The 15,434-nt window shown below is 68.1% G+C and carries 16 protein-coding genes and 2 pseudogenes; 10 read left to right on the top strand and 8 right to left on the bottom strand.

Annotation, left to right across the window (positions count from 1 at the left end):
• Window positions 1–484 precede the first annotated feature (484 nt).
• Window positions 485–1,719, top strand: a pseudogene (locus tag AC5P09_RS49070) (bacterial transcriptional activator domain-containing protein); the annotation flags it as partial.
• Between the two features lie 226 nt (window positions 1,720–1,945).
• On the opposite strand, the gene AC5P09_RS49065 reads toward AC5P09_RS49070, so the two are convergent.
• The 3 genes from AC5P09_RS49065 to AC5P09_RS49055 all read right to left on the bottom strand — a co-directional run bounded on the left by AC5P09_RS49065 (window position 1,946) and on the right by AC5P09_RS49055 (window position 6,048).
• Entirely contained in the window at window positions 1,946–2,710 is a 765-nt protein-coding gene (locus AC5P09_RS49065) for an alpha/beta fold hydrolase (RefSeq protein ID WP_493880167.1), read from the bottom strand.
• Window positions 2,711–3,605: 895 nt separating this feature from the next.
• Complete coding sequence (locus tag AC5P09_RS49060) at window positions 3,606–4,184, bottom strand: peptidase inhibitor family I36 protein (RefSeq protein WP_493880166.1); 579 nt, start codon at window positions 4,182–4,184, stop codon at window positions 3,606–3,608.
• 256 nt (window positions 4,185–4,440) lie between these two features.
• Window positions 4,441–6,048: an IS4 family transposase gene (locus AC5P09_RS49055; RefSeq protein WP_493880165.1), complete on the bottom strand. Its 1,608-nt coding sequence runs from the start codon at window positions 6,046–6,048 to the stop codon at window positions 4,441–4,443.
• Between the two features lie 226 nt (window positions 6,049–6,274).
• Here AC5P09_RS49055 and AC5P09_RS49050 point away from each other — a divergent pair, with 226 nt between their 5' ends.
• The 5 genes from AC5P09_RS49050 (at window position 6,275) to AC5P09_RS49030 (ending at window position 7,977) form a co-directional block, all read left to right on the top strand.
• Window positions 6,275–6,460, top strand: coding sequence for a hypothetical protein (locus AC5P09_RS49050; protein WP_493880164.1), 186 nt, complete (start codon window positions 6,275–6,277; stop codon window positions 6,458–6,460).
• 13 nt (window positions 6,461–6,473) lie between these two features.
• Entirely contained in the window at window positions 6,474–6,812 is a 339-nt protein-coding gene (locus AC5P09_RS49045; RefSeq protein ID WP_493880163.1) for a transposase, read from the top strand.
• Between the two features lie 63 nt (window positions 6,813–6,875).
• The gene (locus AC5P09_RS49040; RefSeq protein ID WP_493880162.1) at window positions 6,876–7,166 is read left to right on the top strand and encodes a transposase; all 291 of its coding nucleotides are present in this window, start codon (window positions 6,876–6,878) and stop codon (window positions 7,164–7,166) included.
• Between the two features lie 26 nt (window positions 7,167–7,192).
• Window positions 7,193–7,564, top strand: coding sequence for an IS3 family transposase (locus AC5P09_RS49035; protein ID WP_493880161.1), 372 nt, complete (start codon window positions 7,193–7,195; stop codon window positions 7,562–7,564).
• A gap of 65 nt (window positions 7,565–7,629) precedes the next feature.
• Window positions 7,630–7,977, top strand: a complete 348-nt coding sequence (locus AC5P09_RS49030; protein ID WP_493880160.1) for an Lsr2 family DNA-binding protein — start codon at window positions 7,630–7,632, stop codon at window positions 7,975–7,977.
• Window positions 7,978–8,572: 595 nt separating this feature from the next.
• On the opposite strand, the gene AC5P09_RS49025 is transcribed toward AC5P09_RS49030, so the two are convergent.
• Complete coding sequence (locus AC5P09_RS49025; RefSeq protein ID WP_493880159.1) at window positions 8,573–9,340, bottom strand: AraC family transcriptional regulator; 768 nt, start codon at window positions 9,338–9,340, stop codon at window positions 8,573–8,575.
• A gap of 163 nt (window positions 9,341–9,503) precedes the next feature.
• Between AC5P09_RS49025 and AC5P09_RS49020 the strand changes: the two genes are divergently transcribed.
• A complete protein-coding gene (locus AC5P09_RS49020) occupies window positions 9,504–9,920 on the top strand; it encodes a nuclear transport factor 2 family protein (protein ID WP_493880158.1) in 417 nt (138 codons plus the stop codon).
• A 435-nt stretch (window positions 9,921–10,355) separates the two neighbouring features.
• Here AC5P09_RS49020 and AC5P09_RS49015 read toward each other — a convergent pair whose 3' ends face one another.
• The 3 genes from AC5P09_RS49015 to AC5P09_RS49005 form a co-directional block, all read right to left on the bottom strand.
• The gene (locus AC5P09_RS49015; RefSeq protein WP_493880157.1) at window positions 10,356–10,505 is read right to left on the bottom strand and encodes a Tn3 family transposase; all 150 of its coding nucleotides are present in this window, start codon (window positions 10,503–10,505) and stop codon (window positions 10,356–10,358) included.
• 162 nt (window positions 10,506–10,667) lie between these two features.
• Window positions 10,668–11,516: an ABC transporter permease gene (locus tag AC5P09_RS49010; RefSeq protein WP_493880156.1), complete on the bottom strand. Its 849-nt coding sequence runs from the start codon at window positions 11,514–11,516 to the stop codon at window positions 10,668–10,670.
• A gap of 125 nt (window positions 11,517–11,641) precedes the next feature.
• On the bottom strand, window positions 11,642–12,667 hold the full coding sequence (locus tag AC5P09_RS49005; RefSeq protein WP_493880155.1) for an ABC transporter substrate-binding protein: 1,026 nt from the start codon (window positions 12,665–12,667) through the stop codon (window positions 11,642–11,644).
• Between the two features lie 256 nt (window positions 12,668–12,923).
• Here AC5P09_RS49005 and AC5P09_RS49000 point away from each other — a divergent pair, with 256 nt between their 5' ends.
• Together AC5P09_RS49000 and AC5P09_RS48995 are read left to right on the top strand one after the other, a co-directional pair.
• Window positions 12,924–13,709 carry an ABC transporter ATP-binding protein gene (locus tag AC5P09_RS49000; protein WP_493880154.1) on the top strand — a complete coding sequence of 262 codons (786 nt, stop codon included), beginning with the start codon at window positions 12,924–12,926 and terminating at the stop codon, window positions 13,707–13,709.
• Window positions 13,706–14,650: an LLM class F420-dependent oxidoreductase gene (locus AC5P09_RS48995; protein ID WP_493880153.1), complete on the top strand. Its 945-nt coding sequence runs from the start codon at window positions 13,706–13,708 to the stop codon at window positions 14,648–14,650. The genes AC5P09_RS49000 and AC5P09_RS48995 overlap by 4 nt, the downstream gene beginning before the upstream one ends.
• Before the next feature lie 222 nt (window positions 14,651–14,872).
• Here AC5P09_RS48995 and AC5P09_RS48990 read toward each other — a convergent pair whose 3' ends face one another.
• The gene (locus AC5P09_RS48990) at window positions 14,873–15,187 is read right to left on the bottom strand and encodes a DUF4265 domain-containing protein (RefSeq protein ID WP_493880152.1); all 315 of its coding nucleotides are present in this window, start codon (window positions 15,185–15,187) and stop codon (window positions 14,873–14,875) included.
• Here AC5P09_RS48990 and AC5P09_RS48985 point away from each other — a divergent pair.
• Window positions 15,168–15,320 (top strand): annotated as a pseudogene (locus tag AC5P09_RS48985) (IS3-like element ISAar4 family transposase); the annotation flags it as partial. The gene AC5P09_RS48990 and the pseudogene AC5P09_RS48985 overlap by 20 nt on opposite strands.
• Window positions 15,321–15,434: the final 114 nt, after the last annotated feature.

The raw sequence follows: 15,434 nt of genomic DNA, 5'->3' as shown, positions 1-15,434 counted from the left end.
CACCACGGAATACAGCCACCACCCCAAGCCCTTCAGGGACTTCGCGATGATTCACCCTGACGAGCCGAAGTCAGTAACACGCCGCCCGCCACGTCAAGTTGACCTCACGGCGTCGGCGAAGTCAGCCACTCCGGGGCGAGGCGGTATCGTCCTGGCCTCTCCCTCACCACGTCGAAACAGCGACCCTGTTGCGACCACCAGGCCAAGAGCAATCCACGGCCCGTGGGCAAGGGCGCTTCCCAGCAGCGCAGCCGCCCCCGTACACGAAGGTACCGACATCTTCATACTCTGTAGTCGTCTGAGCGGAGAAAGTCCTTATCGGCCGGAAGGGCAGTTGGAGACCGTGCCCGAATCTGTCCTGGCAGCCCGTCCCCTGAGGTCCTGGGCGGAGTTGAGCGGCCTGTGGCAGCAGGCGCAGATCTGTCTGGCCGCAGCCCGTTCCCGCCTCACCCTCTCCCTCACCCGGGCCAGCCGGTCGACCGGGGTGACCGTGCAGCGCCTCGAGCACGCCTCCTACCTCCAGATCACCGCCGCGCTGACAGTGGCCGCGCAGCCGGCCTACCCGCCCCAAGGATCCTGGCACCACGTCCCGGAGGAGCCCGCCAGCGTCCAGCAGCCCGAACAACCCGCCGCGCCGCAGGAACCCGCCACGCCCACCACCGACGCCGACACGAGCCCCTCATCGACGCCGGCAGCAGAGGTGAGCGGCGACGTCTTCCCCACCCTGCTCGCCGCCACCACCGACCCGTCCGCACTCCGGCACCTGCCCATCACCACGGCGCCGGCTGTAGCCGAGGAAGAAGCCGCTCCAAACGCCGAAGCGCCAATGCCCCCGGCTCCGAGGGACCCAACAGCCAGGGAGGCCCCGGCGGCCGGATAGGCCACGGCGGCCGGAGAAGCCGCCACGGAGGAGGCCACCGTTGAGGAACGCACGGTGGCGGACGGGGAGGAGCGCGAGGCACACGACCTGCATGCACCAGAAATCCGCGTCCTGGGCCCGGTCGAGGTGACCGGCGTGGCACACACCGGCCACGGCCCGCGGATGGCACAGCTCGCCGCCCTGCTGTATTTCCGGCCCGGACGCAGCGCCGACGTCCTGTGCACAGACACGGACCCCATCAGCCCCTGGACGACCAGCACCCTCAACGCCCGCATGCAGGGCCTGCGCAGCTCCCTGGGCAAGGACCCCGCCGGAAACCCCTACGTGCCCGCCGCAAGACCGGCGAGGACCCCTACCGGCTCGCACCCGGCGTCCGCTGCGACTGGACCCGCTTCCTCCAACTCGCCGAACACGCCCTGCCACAGGGCCCGGCCGGCCTGCCGGACCTGGAAAGGGCACTTGCAATCGTCCGGGGCCGCCCGTTCGGCGGCAAGCCCCTGCCCTGGGCCGAGCCCCACCAACAGGAAATGACCACCCGCATCATCGACGTCGCACACACCGTGGCCACCTACCGCACCCCCGCAGGCCCCCACCACGACCTCAACACAGCCCGCCAGGCCGTCACCACCGGACTCGAGGCTGATGACACGTCGGAGCTGCTGTATCGGGACTGGTGCCGGATCGAGGCCGCGGCAGGCAACCGGCAAGGACTCCACACCGCCATCACCCGCAACCAAACCATCAACCGGGCACTCGACTGCTCACTGGAAACCGACACCGAGCAACTCATCAACCACCTCCTCAACCGCCCAGGCGCGGCCGTGTGCAAGGCCCTGTAGTGCTGTGACCGGCAAGGTTCGCCGGGGTGCTGGCTGAGCCGGTTGGATGTGAGGCCACACATCCGGTCTGGCAGATGGAGGCGCGGTGGCAGAGCCCGTTTGAGTACGCAGACTGACCGATCAGGAGGGGCAGCAGCTCCAACGGATCGTGAGGCGGGGCAGTTCCAGTGCGGTGCGCTACCGGCGGGCGATGATGCTCCTGGCCTCGGACGGGCCGCGAGCAGGCTCAACCGACAGGGACTGTCTCCTTGAGAAAGCCGATCAGCAGATCGGTGACAGCCGATGGCCGCTCCAGGCTGGGCAGATGGCCTGCCCAAGGCAGTTCGACATGCTCGGCGTTCGCGAGCAAGTCCGGCAGCTGGGCTGCGATCTGTCGGAAGTCCGCCAGGTCATGTGCGCCCGACGCGGCAAGGCAGGGAGTGTGAATGGCTGCCAGATCAATCTTGGCTTCTATCGGCTCGAACTCCTCAGCGGCGGACATCTGCAGCTCGAAGGCGCGCCGTTGCATCTGGCGTACCGCCTCGCGGGCGGTCTCGTCGGCGTCCGGGCCCAGCCAGGTGTCGACCATCAGCTCCGTCGCGCCAGCGATGTCGCCCGCATCGAGCAGCGCTTCCTCGCGCTCGCCGAGTGCGTTCAGTTCGGCAGAAGGTTCATGCCCGGGAAGGGCGGAGCAGAGCAACGCGAGGGCGTTCACCCGGTCTGGCCACTGCGCGGCGATCTCCAAAGCCACCTGCCCGCCGTATGAGGAGCCCACCAGTGTCGCCTGCCCGATGCCCAGACTGTTCAGGAGGGCCAGCACATCCTCGGCGTCGCTGTGAGGCCGGTCCGGCGCTGGAGTCTCACCGAAGCCCCGAAGATCACAGCGCACCAGCCGGTAACCGGCGTCGATCAAGGCCGGCCACTGGGCATCCCACATCCGCCGGTCACACACACCGGAATGCAGCAGCACTAGCACAGGACCGTCCCCGGCCACATCATGAGAGAGCGTCATCCAGCAGACCCTACTCAGCGGTGCTCAAAACGAACTCTCGATGAGCACCGCCACTGCCCCGCCCATCAGCCCGGCGAACCATGCCGGTCGCAGAACTGCTGCAGCGCCTCGCACCTGGCCAGCATGGCGGACCGGCCAGGGTGGCACCTCCCCACCGTAAGTCCGGAAGAAGCGGTCGCCTGAGCGGCTCGCGCGGCTTGGGCAGCTATGCCCGGAATGCTTGACGTGATGAACGGACCGCCGCCAGCGAAGTCCCCGACTACATGCAGACACGGGTCGGCCGGGACCAGACCACCGGATGGGTGAAGCTCGGCCGAGACCACGGCAGCCCGAGACGGTAAGCCGCCGCTATGTGCACCGTCCCCCCCCATGAAGAACGAACCCCTCTACGGAGGCCCCTGTCCGCTGTGCCGCCAGCCCCTCCGGATCGAGTACGGCCGCACCCGCCCCTCCGCCCAACTAGACCACCCCGCCCGCGTGTGGATCACGGGGTACCGCTGCACCAACTGCGAGACCCTCCGGCCCCGGGAGTCGACGGAGGTGATGCGGGCCCGCTACGAGGACGGCTTACGGCGTCGTGCGAATGCTGCGCTGGGGCGTTCACCGCGGCTCCCGGTCCGTCAGCTCAGGCATCCAAATGTCCTGTATCGGCGGACTCTGCATAGGGCAGATGGACTTTGCATCTGGATCTGCCCAGATCAGTTGGATCTTGCATACGACCGCTGTGGGCGCAGAACTGACGTCAGCGGGGCCATCGGAGTCGTGCTCCTGCTGGTAACTTTCCGGGCGGACAGCCCCAACGCCGGGAACCCGTGAGACGTGTCGCCCTGGGGGGTGGTTTCGAAGGTCAACGCCTCGAAACCACCCCAGGAGATGTCCGCCCCTGGGCGGCCTCTCAGCAGACCCGGACCCCGTCGATCATGTTGTTCCAGGGGGTGTCCGAGAGGTTGGCCTCTACGTGGTAGGCGTGGCTGTCGAACTTGTAGTCCCAGCCGCCACCGGTCTTCCAGTTGTAGAACTGGGACCTCGTGCCGCTGGTCTGGTTGTTCTTGTACGAGGTGAGGACGTCGTTGAAGCCGTAGTCGCTCAGGTCGCGGAACTCGCATGCCGAAAAGGACAGTTTCTCGCCGGTGTAGCTGCTGCCGGTCCACAGGCACAAGTACTGGTAGGAGCAGCTGGTGCTGGCCGCCACGCCGGATGAGGACAGCGTGATGCTCGCGCTGCCGTCCTCGGTCCGGATCTCGTTGTAACTCACTTGCTGGGCGGGGACCTTGAGCTTTGCCAGGCGGGCGTCCACCCGGTCCTGGAGCTGGTCCGCCTGTCGGTCCGAGAGCCCCGCCGTGCGCGCCTCGGCCGCGTACACCGACTCGACCGATGATGCGGTCTGGTCTGCGGCGACCGCGGTGCTGCCGACACCGATCGCCAGCGCCATCCCCGATAGCAGGGCCATCATGCGTTTTGTGGTCTTGGTCATGGACGGAAGGCTAGGGAGCTTGTGTATCGCGGCGTACCTACAACGTTGCAGGTTGACTACGGATAGCTGACCGACCGCGACGCGGCCGCGCAGCCGGGCCGTGCACCTCCCAGTTCACGGCCACCGGGCCGGCAGACCCCAATGAGCGTTGTTCAACCTGAATTCGCTGGTCATGGGGCTGGCGTGGGCGGGGGCTGAGGTGCTCGTGCCGGTCGGGGACGTGATCGGTAGCAGGTGATCATCCAATGCCTCGAAGTTAGGGGCTTGAGGTCGCCGTCAAGGTTTCCGGGAGGGTGATCTTGTAGGTGCTGGGAGCGGTGCGGGTCAAGCGGCCGGCGCGGGTCCAGTAACCGAGTTGTGTGCTCAGACTGTTGAAGGGTTTCCGGCCGGTGATGCCGAGTGCGTGAGCGATCTCCTTGGCCTGCCACGTGCGGTGGGCGGCGGCCATGATCTGGGAGACCTGTGTCCAGCGGTCCTGTTTCCCTGGTGCTCGTGTCCGGGGCGGTGCGAGGGCCGGTGGCCGGACGGACAGGGTGAGGGCGGTGATCGGGGTGCTGGCGAGGGGTCGGCCGTCGTGGTTCCAGGTGTGATAGCGGGAGATGCCGCGCTTGACGATGCGGGCAGAGATCCGGGGGCGGCGGGCCGGCAGGGGATGGTGCAGGACGGTGGCGCCGATGTGTCCGGTCAGGTCCGGGTGGCCGTCGGGGCCGGGGAACGGGATGATGCCGTGGGCGCGGATGACGGTGTCGCGGGTGGCTTCGAGGGCGATGGTGAAGCCGGCCCGGTCGGGGTCCATGGCGCTCTGGGCCTCGACGGCGGTGACTATGACCGAGCGCAAAGCCTGGTAGAGCACGAGCAGCCCCCAGAGTTCCTGGGTGATGCCCGCGGGGTCCTTCGAGCGCAGGACACGCCCTTTGAGCAGGGTGTGGCGTAGGGCGAGAAAGGCGCATTCGACTTCCCACCGCTCGTGGTAGAGCTTGATCAGCGCGGTTGCGGGGTCGGTGCGGTGGTCGGTCAGGGTGGTGAGCAGCCGGTAGGTGCCGGTGGTGCGGCTGCCGTCGGCGGCGTGCACGGTGATGTCCGCTTCGATCACGCGGACGGCCAGGTCACCGAGCCGGGTCAGGTAGGAGCCGTCGGGGAGCAGGGCCAGGACCGGCGGGCGTCGCTTGGACGAGCCGCGGACGAGGAACTGGGCGCCCCGCGCGGCGACGTCGCAGAGCAGGCCGTTGCTGTCGAAGGCCCGGTCGGCCAGGACGAGCATGCTCTCGGTGAGGCGCCCCACCAGTTGCCGGGCGTAGGCGAGTTCGCCCTCGGCCGCGGGCCCGAAGACCGCACCGATCAAGCCTCGGGTCCCCGTCTCGCACAGTGCCATCAGCATCACCCGGGGATAGCTGTTGTCCCCGAACCGGCTGGCGATCCGGCCCAGCCAGGAGCGGTTGCGCTCGTGGTCGGGGGCCGAGAGGCTGCTGCAGCCGTCGAAGGCCACGGTCCGCCAGCGCCGGTAGCACACCCCAGGGGTGGAGGGTTGCCCGAGCGGCCCGGCCAGCACCGCGAACAGCCGCTCCAGCGGAGCGGACCCCAAGCGGCGCCGCAGGTCACGCAGGGCCTTCTCCGACGGCCGTGGCGTCGTGCTGTCCAAGCCCGCGATCAGCTTCTCCCAGACCAGCCGGGACCCCAGATGCTCGAACAGGCCCAGCGTCAGTACGAAGTACACCCCCACCCGTGACGGCAGATTGCGCAGCCGGCGCTCGCGCGTACGGGTCTCCTCCAGTACCGCGTCCACCAGCTCGACCGGTACAACCTGCGTCAACTCCCCTATATGGCCTGCGGCGAAGACATCGACAACGGCTGGAACACCAGCCATGACACACTTGGACACGCAGGGCCTCTGCTTCGGGAAGATCTTGGTCGATCCCCTGAACAGCAGAGGCCCCACCTCTATGCCCCCACTCCCGTTGACAACGTCGCCGAGCCCCTAACTTCGAGGCATTGGGTGATCATCCGGCGCATTGCCGGTTCGCCGGAATCGCGATGCCGGGTTGGGAGTGCCTCGTAGGCTCCGAGGAGAGCCGGGCGGGAAGGGGCTGCTGGTGGCGGATGTGCTGGTCTGGGTGATGCAGCGGCGGGTGATGCTGGCCGATCGTGCCGAACGGCTGCGCAAGGAGCTTGCCGAGATCGATGCCGAGGTGGCCCGGCTGGAGGCAGCCGAGGTGGTGATCGGGGAGTTCATCGAGGCCGAGCGGAGCGGGCAGGCCCGACGACCCGGCCGTGGCTGAGGAGTTGGAGCGGGTGACGACGACTCCGGGTGCGGGCGGGATGCTGCTGGTCCCGCACCGCGAGCCGGGCATGGACGAGAGCGCGCTGCCTGATCGACTGGGATCTACGGCAGGCAACGTGCCCCTCGGAAAGACCAGCACCCCGGCGAGGACGCTCCGCATCAAGGGCCACGAATACCTCCAGTTCCGCTTCGCGAAGGCCGACTGCCTGGCTTGCCCGGACCGCCACCCGTGCACCGCCTCGGCCACCAGACCCCGCTCAATCGCCCTGCTCCCACGGCCGCTGCACGAGATCCAGGTCCAAAACCGCCTCGACCAGCAGACCGAGCAATGGCAACGACGCTATGCCTGAGGTGCCCCGAAGTTCCCGGACAAGGACCCAATAGGGTTGCCTTGAACAGGAAACGAGGATGAAATGGCGCCACCGAGCAAGTACTCGCCGGAGTTTCGCGAGGAAGCAGTCCAGGTCGCACTGAGGTCGAGCAAGACGATCTCTGAAGTCGCCCGGGAACTTGACCTGAACCCGGAGACGCTTCGCGGTTGGGCGAAGAAGCACGAGAAGCAGCTGGAGCCGGCCCCCGGTGCGGAACTGACGGTGAACGAACGGGCGCGCTTGAAGGAGCTCGAACGGCGTAACCGTGAGCTCGAGATGGAAGTGACCTTCCTGAAAAAAGCCGCAGCGTACTTCGCGAAGGATCCCCGGTAGCGAGCAAGTACGAGTTCATCGATGAGATGCGGCTCGACACGGTGGAGTACGTGTATAGCGTCGAGTTCATGTGCGGGCGGCTCGATGTGTCCAAGTCCGGCTACTACAACTGGCGAGGGCGTCCGGATTCCGCGACGGCTCAGCGGCGCGAGGAATTGAAACTGCTCATCAAGAAGGCATTCGAGGACGCCGACAGCACCTACGGCTACCGGCGCGTTCACGCCCAGCTGCATCGCTGGGGCATCGCCGCGGGCCTGGAGCTGGTCCGCCGCCTCATGCGTGAGCTGGGCTTGGAGCCCTGCCAGCCGAAGCCGAAACGCTTCGGCCTCACCCAGGGCACGCCCGGTCCCGTACCGGGACCTCGTCGGCCGGAACTTCACCGCCGATACTCCAGGTGAAAAGCTCGTCGGCGATATCACCTATATAGCCAAAGGGACGGGTGATCCAGCAGGTCGGCCGGATCATGCGCAACACCGAAGCGCGCAAGTCCCACGTCGAGGCCCACGACTACCTCGACCCCGACGTCCCCCTGCTGGAGCGCATGCACCACAAACGCCGCCGCATCCTCGAACGCCGCGGATTCACCACCACCGCCCCCGAGAATCTCCCGCCCACACCACCCCGCACTCCTGTCCCCGCCGCCTCCCAGCCCCACCCTTCGGCCGCGGCGCCGAACGCGGCGGAGGTACGGGCCTGGGCCCGCGAACAGGGCATGGACGTACCACCACGCGGCAGCCTCCGTGCACAAATCCGGGACGCCTGGCACGCCGCCCACCCCGCCACGAACGAACAAGGGCACCGCACACAGTAGGCAACGCGTCGGTGTCCAGTCCAGGCTGCTATGGCCGGAGCACCTACTCCTGTACCGCCCGCCGGTAGCCGCAGCGCGAGCCGCCTCCCCGTGCCCGGCCTCTGACTTCGGCACAGTACAACGCAGCAGGAAACCCTGGCCCCCGCCGCCCCGACGCATCGCCATCCACAGCCGGGGATCCCCGATTCCCCAAACCCCGGATCCCCGCGACCACGGATGCACCACGTCACCCCAAACCCCCACAAAGAACCATCAGCAACGCACCACCCCCGAAACCCTGCCGGCCCCGACCTCACGGCCGAGACCAAGAACCACTACTCGCAGTGACCGCCGAGAACGTACCGGCAGAGAGTCCGACTCATGATCATCCGACACAAGCCGTGCCCATCACCCACGGATCCCGACGTTTCCGCAGGAGCCCGTGCTCACGAAACCGCGGTCCCTACAACTCACAGCGGCCAGTTTCGAATTCCCCACGTATGGCCAGTTCCGGGTTCACGGACGATAGTCAGCGAACGAACGCAGATTGCGCTCCACAGGGTGGTGGTCGTCTCTGGGCCCATGCCGGGCGGCGCGTACTGCGCGTGGCGAGGTGTCAGTCCGTCTCGCCGACGCCGTGCCCCGTCCACGCGATGTCGTCCACCGCCAGCCATTGCTCGCCGGCCACGGTCGCCGGAGTCATTGCGGTGAACGCCAGAACGTCCCGATGCAGGTGGGACTGGTCGACGTAGCCGCTGTCGGCCGCGACTCGGGCCGCGCCTTCGCCCGCGGCCAGACGATGGGCGGCATGGTCGAAGCGGACCAGCCTCGCGGCGCGCTTGGGGGGAAGCCCGATCTGCGACCGGAACCGGGACCACAGGCGCCTGCGGCTCCACCCGACCTCGGCCGCCAGGTCCTCGACCCGGGCCCGGCCGCGGCTGACGACGATCCGGTCCCAGACCCAGGCCACCTGGGGGTCCACCGACGGTCCCGTCTCTGCCCGGCGGGCGAGCAACGCCTCCGTCAACGCGAAACGGTCCTGCCACGACGTGGCATCGCCGAGTTGCTGTCGGACCCGTGCCGCGTCCTGGCCCCACAGGTCGTCGAGGGCGACCACGGTACGGTCCAGCTCCGATGGGGAGGCGCCCAGCACGGTGCGTGCGACCACCGGGGACAGGCGCACCTGCACGCACTCGATGTTCTCGCCTCGCACGCGAACAGCGCCGTGCAAGAACCCGGCGACAAGGTTTCCGCGCTGCTGTCGGCCGGTGGCGGCATCCACGACGAGCGGGCCGTTACCGAACTCCAGAACCAGCGTGACGGCCGGGTGCGGGACCACCTGCACGTCGACCGGGCCCGCGCTGCCGCCGCGGAACCCGGCCATGCCGACACCGGCTACCCGGCTGGGCCTCGGCGACCTCACGACGCCCCACCCGGCCACAGCCCCATGCTCGTGCGCACTGGATCGCATAGCCCCATGCTAAAAGGAAATGGACCGGAACATTTGTCCAATACACTGGCGCGCAGTGACGGTGACAGTTGGGTTCATGAGCCACAACATCATCCAAAACGCCTTCCAGGCGCTCGCCAGCAACGACCCCGATCGGATCTCCGCGGTCCTCACCGAGGACGCCGAATGGCTGTCGCCCCGTGGGAACGCCACTGCCGTCGCGCTCGAGGCGACCAACCACATGGTGGGCAGGAAGGCGATCGCGCGCTTCTTCGCCGAGGACTTCCCCCGCCTGTTCGTGCGTGACGTCACCATCTCCTTCCACGGGTCCCACACCGACGGCGAGCGGGTGACCGTGGAGGCGACCATGACGGCGACGCTCGCCAACGGAAACCACTACACCAACGACTACTGCTTCGTCTTCGAGCTCCGGGACGAGCTGATCCACCGGGTCCGCGAATACGTGGACACAGCCCGCGGGCACCGCATGATCTTCGGCGAAGTCCCGCAGTAGCCATCCCCGACCTGGCCGAGAGCCGGTCGGCCCCGACGAACAGGCAGACCGGGACGGCGAACCTACCTCGGCGCCTCTGGCGCACGACCAGCAGGCCGCCCACCATCGACCACCGCCACGTTGAGTGATCAGCGGCTGTCCGGCAACCGGACTTCGAGGTATCCCCGCCCGCGGGAACGCAGTTGGCGGAAGCAGGCAGACAGGTCTCCGACGTCCGAACACCTCTCAACCTCGGTGTAGCGTCCCGATTCCGGCGACATCGTCGCCCAGACCACGCTCACCCAGCCCTCCCCCCCCAGAGGTCATCGCTCCTGCTCCTCAAACGCCAGCAACGATACGGCCACCAGGACCGAGACACATGATCGTGTTACAAGCTCCAGGGCTCGAACAGGTCCACGGAACCACCTGCGTGGTGCTGGATCCGTTAGCAAAGAATTACTGTAAGAGCCAGGCCAAGCGCGCCGAGTTGGTCTTGTCCTCCATTTCCTCGCGGTAGTGCTGGCGCAGTTCGCCGCGCTGCCCGAAGAAGATCTTACGGGCGGGGCGGTGGCGGGCCTCGGTGACGTTGAGCTGGGCGCCGATCATCCGGCGCTACCCCTCATCGGGACTGGAGCGGGTGCAGGGTCTTGAAGATCCGCCCGTGGATGCCGACCGCGCAGCGCTCGCCGGCCTGGTCCACAACCTCCCGATGGACCAGCTGGGGCCCTCCCACTGCTGGTCCGCCCTGGCACGGTCCTGCGCCGGCAGTCAGCTGCGCGAGGTGGTTTCCCTGACCCAGGGCAGCGCGAACCGCTCGATCAGCACCAAAGCGAAGTAGAGCAGGATGCTCATCAGCCCGATCAGGATGATCGCCGCCCAGGCAGTGGCGGTGTCGCCGACCCCGCCGGCTTGCACGATCAGATAGCCCAGCCCGGTCTCACCGGCCTGGAACTCGCCGATGACCGCGCCGATGGCGGCGAGCGGCATGGCCACCTTCAGCCCGACGAAGATCTGCGGCAGCGCGGCGGGCAGCCGTACCTTCCGGAACGCCTGCCAGCGCGAGGCGTCCAGGGAGCGCGCCAACTCGGCCAGGTCCGCCGGGGTCGACGTGAGGCCAGTCGCGGTGGACAGCACGATCGGGAAGAAGCACAGCAGGAAGACCATGGTCAGGACCGGCTTCTGCCCCCAGCCGAGCGCCCCCACCAAGAGCGGCCCGAGCGCGATCTTCGGAACCGCGTTGACGGCGACCAGCAGCGGCGTGAACATCCGCTCCAGTACCCAAGAGCCGGCCAGTGACAGTCCGATCAGAACTCCGCAGGCGCTGGAGAGAACGAACCCGACGACCGTCTCCACCGTGGTGTGGCCGGTGTGTTCCAGGAACTGGGCCGGGGCAGCGGTGAACGCAGAGAGGACGGCACCGGGCGGAGGCAGCACTGCCGGGTGGATCGCCTCGAGCACCGACGTGAGAAGCCACCACACGCCGAGCGCGACCAGCAGTCCGGCCGACGGTAGCAGCACGGCACCGATGTTCGTCCTGCGCTGTAGTCCCACTCGCGGCACGGGCACCGGTTCCGGGGCCGCAGCCGGGGCCTGCTGCGGCTGCGAGAGTTCGGTCATCCCATCCTCCTCGAGCCGCCAGTCTCGTCCCTTTGCTCGGTCATTCAGCGCGGAGTCGGGCGGCAAATGCCGGTGCACCCCGCCGACCGCTGACGGGGAGCGTACGTTCGGGCAACGAGTGCGAATCAGGCTTTCGGTACGAGATCGAAGTCGATGATCTGCTCAGGGGTCATTCCTTGCGGCAGCGCACCCGCGCCCTGCAGGATCGCGATGCTCTTCGCGACCCGCCCGGAGTCCAGCGTCCCGATCGCGGTGCCGGAACCGCCTGGCCTGACGTACGCGGCCATCAACTCCAACTCGGCTGCCGCAGCGGCCGGATTCGTGGCGTCCACGTTCCGCTTCAGGATCTCGGCGGCCTCCTTGGAGTTGGCAAGGCTGTACTCCAAGCCCTTGAGCAGCGCGGTGGTGAACCGCTTCACCATCTCCGGCTTCTGCTCGGCGATCTTCTTCGACGTGATCAGCACGTTTCCGTAGAGATCGGGTATCACGTCGCTGTACGGGAGCAGGACGGCCTTCTTCTTGGTCACCGCCTCGATGGTCGGCTTACCCACCACGAACTGGCCGATGCCGTCCACCGAGCCGCTGGCAAGCGTGCCCATCAGGGTCTGTGCGTCGCCGTTGACCCAGGTCACCTTGCCGGCGTCCACTCCGGCCAGTCGGGCGTACGTCGGGAAGAGGTTGCGCACGACAGAGCCGGGCGTGTCGGCGAGCCGTTTGCCCTCGATGTCCTTCGGTGCGGCGATGCCGTTGCCCTCGGTGGTGGCGATCGCGGCCATGGTGCGCTGCTGGATGGCGGCCACCGCGACGAAGTCCTTCGCCTGGCCGCTGCCCATCTGCAGCAGACCCCCCGTCAGGTCGATCGGGCCGAACTGCGCCTGGCCACTCACGACGGCCGGAATCACGCCGCCGGTGCCCTGGCCCGGCTTGATCTCCACGTCGAAGCCGGCCTCTTCGAAGAATCCCTTGTCCTTCGCGACCCAGGCGTACGCGTCCCGGCCGAAGTTGCCGAACGAGGTCAGGTAGGTCACCTTCTCCAGTGCCTTGGCGTCCGCACCAGCACCGGTGTCGGAGTCCGACCCGCCGCACCCCGAAACCAGTGCCAGTGCCGTGGCCAGGGCCAGCGCGGCGACCGTACGGGCGAACCTGTTCATGCGCACAGTGTTGTCCTTTCCGACCGCCCGCTACGCCGGCGGAGGGGGCGTCGAGACAGAACGGCGTAACGAACCGCCGGAGGGCATGACACTTCGTTCGGGCAACAGCGTACGAGAGCCTGGCAATTGCGGGGCCAGGTGTGAGGAATTCACCGACAGTACGAAAGGTACCGCTGAGCGGCCTGCTCCAGGTAACCTGACCGGGCGTTACGAACCGGACGGCATTGCGATCGCCAGTGGATGGGGAGACCGCCGGATGATCAGACTCACCGGTGTGTCCCGGAGCTTCACCAGCCGGTCCGGTTCGACGGTGGCGCTGAAGGGCATCGGCCTTCACATCGCCGAGGGTGAGTTCGTGGCGGTGGTGGGCCGGTCCGGGTGCGGCAAGTCCACACTGCTCAGGCTGATCGCCGGGCTGCTGCCGGTCACCGAGGGCGAGATCACCATCGGCGGCGAGCGGGTCACCGGAGCCCGGCGGGATGTCGCCCTGCTGTTCCAGCGGCCGGCCCTGCTGCCTTGGCGCTCCGTCCTCGACAACGTCCTGCTGCCCGTGGAGATCTTCGGCTGGAGCAAGGCAGAGCACAGCGACCGGGCGTACCGGCTGCTGGAGACGGCCGGACTGAGCGGCTTCGAGAAGCACCGGCCGCACGAGCTTTCCGGCGGTATGCAGCAACGTGTCTCACTGTGCCGGTCGCTGATGGGCGAGCCCCGGGTGCTGCTCATGGACGAGCCGTTCTCCGCACTCGACGCGCTGACCCGCGCGGAACTCGCGGTGGAGCTGCAACGCGTCCACATCGAGAACTCCGTCACCGTGGTCTTTGTCACCCACTCGATAGACGAGGCCGTGCTGCTCGCCGACCGGGTGGTGGTGCTCAGCCCGCGCCCGGGCCGGATCCGCAAGGTCGTCGACATCGCCATTCCCCGGCCGAGGACGCTGGGCCGAACTGCGCACCTCGGCGAAGTGGCCCGGTGCAGCGCCGATCTGCACGAGCTGCTGATGGAACGGGACATGTCCACGTCGGCCGAAACGGAGGGGCGATGACCTTGCGGATCTGCGTCTTCACCGAGCCGCACCGCGGCGCCGACTACGAAGATCAGCTGCGTTTTGTGCGACTCGTCGAGGCCGGCGGGTTCGAGGGCTTCTTCCGGGCCGACCACTACCAGGCGATGGGCGCCGATCCCGGGCTGCCCGGCCCCACCGACGCGTGGCTCACGCTGGGCGCGCTCGCCCGGGAGACCTCCCGGATCCGGCTGGGAACCCTGGTCACCTCGGCCACCTTCCGTCTGCCAGGCCCGCTGGCCGTGATGGTGGCGCAGGTCGACCGGATGAGCGCCGGGCGGGTCGAGCTGGGCATCGGCGCCGGATGGTACGAACGAGAACACACCTCGTACGGCATTCCGTTCCCGGCCGTCCCAGAGCGCTTCGACCGGCTGGAGGAGCAGCTGGCGGTGATCACCGGGCTGTGGCGGACACCGGTCGGCGAGAGCTTCAGCTACCGCGGCGACCACTACCAGCTGGTCGACGCGCCGGCTCTGCCGAAGCCCGTGCAGGTGCCGGCCCCGCCGATCATCGTCGGGGGCCGCGGCCCCAAGCGCACCCCCGAGCTGGCCGCCCGGTATGCCGACGAGTTCAACATGCCCTTCAAGTCGGTGGCAGAGACGGCCCAGGCGTACCAACGGGTTGCCGAGGCGTGTGACCGGACCGGCCGGGCCGACGCCGGTCAGCCACCGCTGGTGCTCTCGGCCGGTGTCGTGGTCGCGATCGGCCGTACCGACGCGCAGGCCCAGCGGCGGGCCGCCCCACTGCACGTCAAGAGCGCGCTGCCGCCGGAGGATCCGGTGGTCGGATCCCCGGCCCAACTCGTCGAGCGGCTCGGCGAGTTCTCCGCGATCGGCGCATGCCGGATCCATCTGCGACTGACCGACCTCACCGACCTCGACCACCTGGAACTCATCGCCGGCGAGGTGCTCCCACAGCTGTAACACGCGAAAACCGAGGCACCCTGTGCCACAAATCGCGCACAGCTGGCCAGACCCGTTCGGCGGCCCCGGCATGTTGGCTTCCAGCGGCCCCAGCTGGTGAAGGTTCCGTAGCTTCCCGACGTCCCGGAGTGGCCCCGCGGATTGGCTTGCGCCGGGACCACTTGGGGCCTCGAGTCGCGGTTGGCTGCATCGGTGTTGACGTGAACGAGCGCCGCGGCGCGGTCAGCTCCGCGTGGTTGAGAACGGCATGGCATCGGCCCATTCCCAGAAGGCGCCCGCCTCCTCGACTTCCCGTTGCAGCAGGGCGAACAGCGGGCTCATGTCGGTGCCGGGAGGGACGTCGATGGCGACGAAGCGCTCCCCGTGCCATTCGCTGAGCAGTCCGGATTCCTTGATCGAGTTCTTGATGGGGCTGATGCTGCGGCCAAGTCGTTCGGCGTCCGCGCTCGGCCTGAGCAGCGTGCGCAGGACACGGTGTCCGCTCGTCTGGGACCGCTGGGGCGTAACTGCGGGCACGGAGCTGGTTCGCCGCCTCATGCGCGAACTGGGCCTGGTGCCCTGCCAGCCACGGCCGAAGAGGTTCAACCTCACCCAGGCCGCGGCCGGCCAGGTGCCGGACCTGGTCGGCCGTGACTTCACGGCAGATGCGCCCGGCGAAAAGCTGGTCGGGTCGGGTAGCCGGAGGGAATCTCACCCTCCGGCTCCCACAGAGTGAAGTAGGCTGCCGACGAGGTGCCTGTGGTTCGGGTCCTTTTCCGACAGCCCCTTCCCGAACGGTACGGGC

Source organism: Streptomyces sp. a15 (genome assembly GCF_059026085.1).
This window is presented reverse-complemented; position numbering and strand designations above follow the sequence as displayed.